Below are 10158 nucleotides of genomic sequence, written 5' to 3' on the forward strand. Positions count from 1 at the left end.
CGAGGGACAAGGCTAAAGCGATGGTGGACGTGCGGCGGGCAACCGCGGCCGATGGACGGCTGCGTGTTAATTTCGACGGTCTGAAATCCTGGCATAGCGGCGTTACCGATCGAACCGGAGTGCGGGTGGAGACGATTTCGCGTCGTTTTCCGCAGACGGAGCATATTCTCAAGCGCATCATTCCCGTCCTCATCGTTTCCTTCCTGATGGTCGTCGCCGCCTCGCATTTCTTCGGCATGATCACGGAGCATAGCCGCATGGCGGCGGCGGCCCGCCGAACGACCTCTCTTTCCATCGCCGCCGCATCCGCCGCCTTTTCGAATGACGCCAGCCTGTTCCAGGCGGGAGACCGTAGCGGCGCAGAACGGAAACTGGCCTCCTATCTGCCGCAGGATCGACTGGACACCGGCGCTTTCGTCCTGTTGGTGCAGGCAAGCGGCCGGGTGTTCGGCTCATCGGCCGCCGGCTCAGGCTATATCGGAATGCTCGTCTCCGACTTCTTTCCCGAAGTGACGGCCATCCGCAGTTTTGGCGACCATGCCGGCGTAATCGAGACCATGATTGGCGGCGAGCCCTTCTACGCAGCCATTTCCCTGATCGGCGACAAGGGTGATTTCATTCTGTCGGCTGCATCGATGGATCAGATCGACAAGCTCTGGCGCGACGAGCTGACGCTGAACGTCACACTGTTTGCCGGCATATCCTCCATCCTGCTCGTCATCCTCTACGCCTATTATACGCAGGTGAAACGCGCCCGGGACGCCGACGAAATCTTCCTCGAATCCAACCTGCGGGTCGAGACCGCACTGTCGCGCGGGCGCTGCGGTCTTTGGGATTTCGATTTCACCAGCCGCCAATTCTTCTGGTCGCGGTCGATGTACGACATGCTCGGGCTGCCGGTCGTCGACAAGCCACTCGCTTTCACAGACGCGGCGCGGCTGATGCATCCGGACGACAACAGCCTGCATATGCTTGCCCGCACAGTTACCCGCGGCAATGCCGGCCAAGTGGACCAGATCCTCCGTATCCGCCACGCCAAAGGGCATTATGTCTGGATGCGCGCCCGCGCCCAGGTCATCCGCACCAATTCCGGCCGCGTCCACATGATCGGCATCGCGATGGACGTGACCGAACAGCACCGGCTGGCGCAGCGCTATGCCGAAGCCGACCAGCGGCTGGCCGATGCCATCGAGTGCACCTCCGAAGCCTTCGTGCTGTGGGACAAAAACGATCGCCTGGTGATGTGCAACGCCCATTTCCAGCAGGCCTATGGCCTGCCCGACAATGTGCTCGTGCCAGGCACCGAACGCGCCGTCGTCAATGCCGCTGCGGCACGGCCGGTCATCGAGCGCCGCATCGTCGATCCCGGCCGCTCCAATCATTCGCAGACGACGGAGGTGCAGCTCGCCGACGAGCGCTGGCTGCAGATCAACGAACGGCGCACCCGCGACGGTGGCCTTGTCTCCGTCGGTACCGACATCACACAGCTCAAGCGCAATCAGGAGCGCCTTCGCGACTCCGAGCGCCGGCTGATGGCAACGATCAATGATCTCTCCGCATCGCGGCAGATCCTGGAGAAGCAGAAGGCGGAGCTTTCGACCGCCAACGCCAATTATCTCGCCGAGAAGGAGCGCGCCGAAGCCGCCAACAGGGCCAAATCGGAATTCCTCGCCAACATGTCGCATGAACTGCGCACGCCGCTCAACGCCATTCTCGGCTTCTCGGAAATCCTGCAGGATCAGATGTTCGGCCCGCTCGGCTCTGCGCGCTACAACGAATATGCCAAGGACATTCACGATAGCGGCAAACATCTGCTCAACGTCATCAACGACATTCTCGACATGTCCAAGATCGAAGCCGGGCACATGAAGCTCTCCTGCGAGCGGATCAATCTCGCACCGCTCATCGAGGAATGCCTGCGCTTCACCCGCATTCCGGCCGCACAGAAGAATATTCTCGTCGAGCAGGATATTTCCTCCGAGATCAAGCTCAATGCCGACCGGCGGGCGATGAAGCAGATCGTGCTAAACCTGCTCTCCAATGCCGTGAAATTCACCAATGACGGCGGCCGCATCGCGGTTCGCACACGCAGGGTCGACGATGCCGTCATGCTCGTCATCGCCGATACCGGTATCGGAATTCCGAAATCGGCGCTCGGCAAGATCGGCCAGCCCTTCGAACAGGTGCAGAGCCAATATGCCAAGAGCAAGGGAGGCTCCGGCCTGGGGCTCGCCATTTCCAGATCGCTGACCGCGCTGCATCAAGGCCGCATGCGCATCCGCTCGCGCGAAGGTATCGGCACGGTGATCGCAATCCGCATCCCGGATCAGAGCTGATCAGCTTCCGACTGTTGCCTGGAATACTTTCCGAACGGCCTTCGACAGGCGCTTCAGCTCCGCTTCCAGCGTGCGGATATCCGGGCAATCGCCGGCGCGGCAAACCAGTTCGATCAGGCCGGAAGGCGTGTTTTTCGGATCGAACGTGCCATCGATGCAAAGGCGGATAAGCTGCGACACTTCCGTATAGAGCTGCAGAGCTTCCAGGCAGACGTCCAGATCGTTGCGATCCATCAGGCTGCCGCCGAGCAGTTTCAACGCTTCGGCGGTGCTGAGGCCGTTTGCATCGATGCCAACGCCGCGAACCGACGCGATCAGCCGCAGATATTGCGCGATGAATTCGATATCGATCAGGCCGCCGGGGATCAGTTTCAGATCCCAGATGCTTTCCGGCGGCTTTTCCTGTTCGATCAGGGCGCGCATCTCGCGAACATCCTTAGCGATCCTGGCGACATCTCTCTTTGTCGAAAGAACCTCGCCTATGACGCGCTCCGCATCGTTCACCAGCTTCTCGTCGCCGCAGATCAGGCGCGACCGCGATAGAGCCATATGTTCCCACGTCCAGGCTTCCTCGCGCTGGTATTTCTCGAAGGAATTGATGCGCGTGGCGACCGGCCCCTTGTTGCCGGAGGGACGCAAGCGCATATCCACCTCATAGAGCACGCCCTCGGCCGTCGGCGCCGAAAGGGCCGCGATCAGGCGCTGCGTGACGCGGGTAAAATAGCGCGTGGCATCGAGCGGCTTCGGACCATCGGATTCGCTGGCCGCGTCGTCGTAATCGTAAAGCAGGATGATATCGATATCGGAACCAGCCGAGAGCTCGAAACTGCCAAGTTTGCCCATTCCGACGATGGCAACTCGCCCGCCGGGATAGTCCCCATGCGCCGCCCGAATTTCCTTTATGACGGCGTCCAGTGCCGCCTCGACGATGAGATCGGCAAGATAAGTAAGGGCGCGTGCCGCCATGACCCCGCCGATTGCACCCGTCAACAGGCGAATGCCGATCAGGAAACGCTGTTCGGAGGCAAAGATGCGCAAGAGATCGAGCGTCTCCTCATAATGCCGTGCCGGGGCAAGAAAGCTCTGGAGGCGCTCCGCCAGATAGTCGCGCGTCGGCAATTCCGCCATCAGCGTTGGATCCAGCATGCCGTCAAAGACATGCGGCTTGGCCGCGATGATCTCGGCAAGTCGCGGCGCCGACGACATAATGTTGACGATGAGCGAGAGAAGCGCCGGATTGTTCCCGAGCAGCGAGAAGAGCTGTATGCCTGCCGGCAGGCCGGAAATGAAGCTGTCGAAGCGCAACAAAGCCTTGTCGGCACGCTTGCTTTCGCCAAAGACTCGCAGCAGCTCCGGCGTCAGTTCCGTCAACCGTTCTCGCGCCTCTACCGATTGCGTCGCGCGATATCGACCGTAATGCCAGGTGCGGATGACGTTGGCGATGTCAGAGGGGCGATCGAAGCCAAGACGGCGTAGCGTCTCCAGGGTATCGGGATCGTCGCCCTGGCCGGTAAAGACCAGATTGCCGGTTTCGCTCGATAGTTTGGTTTCCTGTTCGAACAGGCGCGCATAGCGGCGCTCGACGGTTTTCAACGTCGTCACCAGCGTTTCGGAAAAAGCCGACACGTCGGCAAAACCCATCATGTAGGCGATGCGGCGGAGTTCGGCATCGGTTTCCGGCAACAGATGCGTCTGCTCGTCGCGCACCATCTGGATGCGATGCTCGACGTCGCGCAGGAACCAATAGGCCGTCACCAGTTCGTCGCGCGTTTCCGCATCGATCCACTTCGCCTCGGTCAGCTCGAAAAGCGTCTCCTCCGTCGATCGGCTGCGCAGAGACGGCATGCGACCGCCAGCAATCAGCTGCTGCGTCTGCACGAAGAACTCAATCTCGCGAATGCCGCCGCGGCCAAGCTTGACGTTATGGCCTTTGACCGCGATGGCGCCGTGTCCTTTATGCGCGTGGATCTGCCGCTTGATGGAGTGGATGTCTGATATCGCGGCGTAATCCAGATATTTGCGGAAGACGAAGGGCACGAGATCGCGGATGAAAGCCTGACCGGCAGCGATATCACCGCCGATGGGACGCGCCTTGATGAAGGCAGCGCGCTCCCAGTTCTGCCCCCTGCCCTCGTAATAGATCATCGCAGCGTCCACAGGGATCGCGAGCGGCGTGGAGCCGGGATCGGGACGCAGACGGAGATCGGTGCGGAAGACATAGCCATCTGCCGTGCGCTCCTGCAGGATGCGCACCAGCCGGCGCATCAGCCGCGGGAAGATGTCGATGGCATCATCGGGATCGGGCACGATGCCTGCCGTCTCGTCGAAAAAGACAACCAGATCGATGTCGGAGGAATAGTTCAGCTCTTCGGCGCCGAGCTTGCCCATCCCGAGGACGATCAACCCGGATTTCCTGCTCGGGGCGGCGGGATCGGGAACCACGATCTTGCCGGCCTCGTGCGACGACAGCAACAGGTGATCGATCGCCGCTGAGATGGAGGCCTCCGCAAGCCTGCTCAGCCAGCGTGTCGTCACCCTGCCGTCATAGATGCGCGCGAGATCGGCAAGGGCAACGAGGAAGGCCGCACGGCGTTTGGCAATGCGCAGACGGCTCATTACCTCAGATTCAGCAGGAGAGGCACCTACCCCATCCGCGGGCAGCCAGGCGCGGCGAGCCTCTTCCACCAGCCCTTCGATCTGCGGCGAAAGCGGCTTCTCGATCGCGGCGACGAGGAGCGACGGTTCGAGATTGGCGATTTCGCGCAAATGAGGGGACAGGGTCAGAGCCGCGACGATGAAATCCCGCAACGCACTCTCGCCCGCAAGGAGATCGGCAACGACCGGCTCCGTTCCGGCGATCTGCTTGAGATCGGCAAGCGCAGACTTCGTCTCCGTCTGGTTCAACGGCCGCAACCGCCCGGCCGGAACATCCCGCAGCAAATCGCTTTGCGTCGTCATGCAGTTCTCCCCAACAGCAAGCGGATAGAGCATGATGCCGAAAAGTATGAGCGGTTTTCGGATAACATCATGCTCTACTTCTTTGACGCTAGAGCGGATTCAGATTTCAGGTCGTTTCGACCTAAAATCATCCGGCTCTAGTGCAGGATTAACCTATTGTTTCTGCATGGGGAAGATCATGGTGACCGTTAATCCCTTCGCGTCGGGACTGTCGGGGACCGTATCGGAAAGCTCAAGCCGACCGCCATGCAGCTCCATGACAGCCTCCACCAGTGCAAGGCCGAGGCCTGTTCCCGGCTTCGAGCGGCTTTCGTCCAGACGGAAGAAACGCTTGACCACATCGGCACGTTGATGGGCGGGAATGCCTGGCCCATGATCGGCGACCGCGAGCGTCACGGCGTCGTTGGTGCGCGCCAGCTTGAAGGTGATCGTCTGCTCGCCGTTGCAGCCCGTCGCATATTTGAGGGCATTGTCGATGAGATTGAAGAGTGCCTGACCGATCAGCTCGCGATTGCCCTGAATTTCGACATTCGGCTCGATATCGGCCGTCAGCGTCAGACCCGCCTCTTCTGCGACCGGCTCATAGAGTTCGGCGGTATCGGCGACGATGGAAGAGAGATCGACTTCAGTCATTTCCGCCGCCACCGACCCCGCCTCGACGCGGGAAATCATCAGAAGGGCATTGAAGGTGCGAATCAGCTGATCGGATTCGCCGATAATACCCTCAAGAGCGACGCGACGCCCCTCGCTGTCGGCACTGTCGAGCGCATCGGCGGCCTTGTTGCGCAGGCGCGTCAGCGGCGTCTTGAGGTCATGAGCGATATTGTCGGAGACCTGCCGCAGCCCTTCGTTCAGCTTCTCGATGCGCTCGAGCATCGCATTCAGCGAGGCGGACATGCGGTCGAACTCATCGCCGGAACCACCGACCGGCAGCCGCTGCGAGAGATCGCCCGCCATGATCTTGCGGCTGGCATCCGTCATACGATCGATGCGCTTCAATGCGTTGCGGCCGATGCCGAACCAGATGACCAGTGCGCCGAGGCCCATGATCGCCAGCGCCAGCATCAGCGCCTGGCGCACCAGCACGCGGAAGCGCTCGGGCTCGCCGAGGTCGCGGCCGATCAGGATGCGCAAGCCGTTGTCGAGAATGAAAATATTGGCAATTGCCAGATGCCGGCGCTCCGGATCGTTGGAGGCGTCGGTGTAGCGCTCGTAGGAGAAGGGCAACTCCGTCCAGCCGGCCTGGCCGAGCACACCGGGCTGCACGGAGGCGACGTTGCCGGCCAGGATATCGCCCGATGGCCCGGCAATGACATAGAGATTGGCACCCGGCTGACGGGCGCGGCGCTCCATGGTGCGCAGAAGCAGGTTCAGACCGCCGATGTCGTAGGCGCGCTTGACCTGACTAACCTCCTGCTGGACTGCATCGCGGATCTGCCCCGTCAGCAGCCGTTCGGACATGGCCGTGACGTAGAAGACGAGCGTCGCGGCACAAAGCGAGAAAAGAAGGATGTAGAGGGCGGAAAGGCGGACTGCGGTGGACTTGAAGAGGACGCGGAAGCGGCTCATCCCTCGTCCTTGATCATGTAGCCGGCGCCGCGAATCGTCTTCAGCAGCGGCTGGCTGAAATCCTTCTCGATCTTGGAGCGCAGACGCGAGACATGAACGTCGATGACGTTTGTCTGCGGATCGAAATGATAATCCCAGACATTTTCCAGCAGCATGGTGCGGGTCACGACCTGGCCGGCATTCTTCATCAGATATTCCAGCAGGCGGAATTCGCGCGGCTGCAGCAGGATTTCCTTGCCGCCGCGGCGCACCTCATGCGAGAGGCGGTCCAGTTCCAGATCGCCGACGCGATAAAGAACATCCTGTTCCGGCGTCCCCTTGCGGCGGCCGAGCACCTCGACGCGGGCCAAAAGCTCGCTGAAGGCATAGGGCTTCGGCAGGTAATCGTCGCCGCCGGCGCGCAGGCCGGTGACGCGGTCATCGACCTGACCGAGCGCAGAAAGGATCAGAACCGGCGTGTGAACGCCCTTGCGACGCAATTCGCTTATGACGGAGAGGCCATCGCGGCGCGGCAGCATGCGGTCGATGATGGCGACATCGTAGGTGTTTTCAGTGGCCATGAAGAGACCGCTCTCGCCGTCGCTCGCGTGATCGGCAATGATGCCGGCCTCGCGAAACGCCTTGGTGAGATAAGCCGCCGCTTCGAGATCGTCTTCGATGATCAGAATCTTCATATGGGCGACATTACCTGCCGAGGCTGCCTCGGCACAACCAGAATCGGAGGAATTCACGGCATGTTGGCCAGCGGTTGTCATCTTTCACCTGCCTTGGAGCCAGTCATCTTGACATGTTCTAAAAAGGAAGCCGCGCAAGCCGTGGCCTGCGCGGCTTCCTGATTCATTTCATTCGTTTAAAGGATCAACCGGCATTAATCGGCAGAGCGACGAAGCGGCTGCCATTGCCGGACTGAATCTGGAACAGGGCGCGCGTGCGGCCATCCTTCTTCGCCTGCTCGATGACCTTGGCGATATCGCCGGCGTTCGAGACCTGCTGGTTGTTGACCGAGGTGATCTTCTCGCCCTCCTTCACGCCCTTGTCGGCGGCATCGGAGTCGGGATCGACCGCGGTGATCGCAACACCCTTGCCATCGTCGGAAGGGCCGACGGTGAGACCGAGGTCAGCCAGCGCCTTCTCGGAGGATGGCTGTTGCGGCTGCTGATCCGGCTGCGAGTCGTCATTGGAAGCCTGGTTCTGATCGGCAGGCAATGTGCCGAGTTCGACCGTGACCGACTGCGACTTGCCGCCGCGCCACAGCGAAACCTCAACCTTGGAGCCTGGCTGCATGGCGCCGATGCGACGAGCGAGATCGCGCGGGTCCTTGACCGGATCGCCATTGACCGCCGTGACGACGTCACCATTCTTGATGCCGGCCTTCTGGCCAGGCGAGCCATCCTGCGGGGAGACGACCAGAGCGCCGCTTGCTTCGGCAAGGCCGAGCGATTCGGCGATGTCCTTCGTGACGGGCTGGATCTGAACGCCGAGCCAGCCGCGTGAAACCGTGCCGGTCTTGATCAGGTCAGTCACGACGTCCTTGGCGGTGGTCGCCGGGATTGCGAAGGCGATGCCGACGCTGCCGCCTGACTGCGAGAAGATCGCGGTATTGATGCCAACCACCTGGCCGTTGAGGTTGAAGGTCGGGCCACCCGAGTTGCCCTTGTTCACCGGCGCATCGATCTGGATGTAATCGTCATAGGGGCCGGAATGAATGTCGCGGCCTCGAGCCGAGACGATACCGGCGGTGACCGTGCCGCCGAGGCCGAAGGGGTTGCCAACGGCAACGACCCAATCGCCGACGCGGACCTTGGAATCATCGGCCCAGCCGACATAGGTGAACTTCTTGCCCTTGGGATCGACCTTGAGGACTGCGAGGTCGGTGCGGCTATCCTTGCCGACGAGCTTGGCGTCGAGTTCGGTGCCGTCATTGAGGACGACGACGAAAGCGGCACCGTCGGAAACGACGTGATTGTTGGTGACGATGTACCCGTCTTCGGAGACGAAGAAGCCGGATCCTTGAGCGACCGGACGCAGGCGACCCTTGTCATCGGAATTCTTCTGCTGGTTCTGGCCATGCTGCTGGCCGCGGCCCTGCTGCTGCTCGAACTGGCGGAAGAACTTCTTCAACGGGTGATCGTCCGGAAGATCATCGAAGCCGCGGCCGAGACCGAAGGAATCGTCGTCATCGGCAACCGGATTGACACGGGATTCGACGCGGACCGAAACGACGGCCGGCGATACGGCGTCGACCACATTGGCAAAGCTCGGAACCTGCGGCGCCTGAACGTTGACGGCATCGGCATAGGCACCGGTGACGACGGCCGGAACACCCGTTGCCAGGGCAGCAACAGCGAGGCCGGCGACGACGGAAGCCTTCATAGCGGTGCTGCGGGACAAAGTGTCCTTGATATTCCTGAACATATGCGAATTACCTTCTCTTTTCTCGTCAGATTTGCGCCGGCCAAACCGGCTGTGTTGCGCCATAATGAAGATATAGGGCACGGCACCTTACAACGAACTGTCCGCCCCATGAAAAATTCGTAATGTAAGGTATCGGTGCAACATTATGACGAAAGACGACAGTCGGGTCACTTTCCGAGGATATCTTTAAGCTGCGCCTCTTCATCGGCGCTCAAAGCGCTGCCGGTGCGCTCGCCGACGCGGCGGCGCGCGTAAAAGGCAAGGGCCAATCCGCCTGCTACGAAGAGCACGATCGGTGCTCCCCAGAGGATGTATGTCTTCTCGCTCAAGCGCGGCTTGAGCAGCACAAACTCGCCGTAGCGCGAGACGATGTAATCCAGCACCTGCTGATCGCTGTCGCCATCGGTCAGGCGCTTGCGCACCAGCAAGCGCAGGTCCCGCGCAAGATCGGCATTGGAATCATCGATAGATTGATTCTGGCAGACCATGCAGCGCAGTTCGGCCGAGATCGTGCGTGCCCGTGCCTCCAAGGCCGGATCGGAGAGGACTTCATCGGGATTGACGGCAAAGGCAGGGGCCGCAGCAAAGAGCAATGCCAACAACATAAGCAGGCGCGCGAACACCGCTACCTTCTTCCCGGCCCCGCTATTCTTAACACGCAATACCCCCTCATCCGCCCTTCGGGCACCTTCTCCCCGAGGGGAGAAGGGAAAACCGCTGCAGTCTTCCTCGACTGGCTTTTGTGCGATACCGGCACCACAGCGGCAATTTCCCCTTCTCCCCTCGGGGAGAGCGACTGTCTTTGCTGTCAAGCGTTTTGCCATGGTCTTGCGTCTCGAATGATGGCGTTGAGGATGGTGAGGAGTTTTCGCATGGTTGC

At 61.0% G+C, this 10158-nt stretch carries 6 protein-coding genes; 1 reads left to right on the plus strand and 5 read right to left on the minus strand.

The window, feature by feature from the left end:
* Positions 1-20 precede the first annotated feature (20 nt).
* Complete coding sequence (locus FBZ99_RS05310) at positions 21-2336, plus strand: PAS domain-containing sensor histidine kinase (RefSeq protein ID WP_145631774.1); 2316 nt, start codon at positions 21-23, stop codon at positions 2334-2336.
* Here the strand turns inward: FBZ99_RS05310 and FBZ99_RS05315 are convergent, their stop codons facing one another.
* From FBZ99_RS05315 to FBZ99_RS05335, 5 genes are all read right to left on the minus strand, one after another.
* The gene (locus tag FBZ99_RS05315; RefSeq protein WP_145631776.1) at positions 2337-5294 is read right to left on the minus strand and encodes a bifunctional [glutamine synthetase] adenylyltransferase/[glutamine synthetase]-adenylyl-L-tyrosine phosphorylase; all 2958 of its coding nucleotides are present in this window, start codon (positions 5292-5294) and stop codon (positions 2337-2339) included.
* Positions 5295-5447: 153 nt separating this feature from the next.
* Positions 5448-6863, minus strand: a complete 1416-nt coding sequence (locus FBZ99_RS05320) for a sensor histidine kinase (RefSeq protein ID WP_113354028.1) — start codon at positions 6861-6863, stop codon at positions 5448-5450.
* The gene (locus FBZ99_RS05325; protein ID WP_069616091.1) at positions 6860-7618 is read right to left on the minus strand and encodes a response regulator transcription factor; all 759 of its coding nucleotides are present in this window, start codon (positions 7616-7618) and stop codon (positions 6860-6862) included. The genes FBZ99_RS05320 and FBZ99_RS05325 overlap by 4 nt, the downstream gene beginning before the upstream one ends.
* A 103-nt stretch (positions 7619-7721) precedes the next feature.
* Complete coding sequence (locus tag FBZ99_RS05330) at positions 7722-9278, minus strand: Do family serine endopeptidase (protein WP_113330810.1); 1557 nt, start codon at positions 9276-9278, stop codon at positions 7722-7724.
* A 167-nt stretch (positions 9279-9445) separates the two neighbouring features.
* Complete coding sequence (locus FBZ99_RS05335) at positions 9446-9901, minus strand: cytochrome c-type biogenesis protein (protein ID WP_145631828.1); 456 nt, start codon at positions 9899-9901, stop codon at positions 9446-9448.
* Positions 9902-10158: the final 257 nt, after the last annotated feature.

Source organism: Rhizobium sp. ERR 1071, assembly GCF_007828675.1.
Classification (GTDB): domain Bacteria; phylum Pseudomonadota; class Alphaproteobacteria; order Rhizobiales; family Rhizobiaceae; genus Rhizobium; species Rhizobium dioscoreae.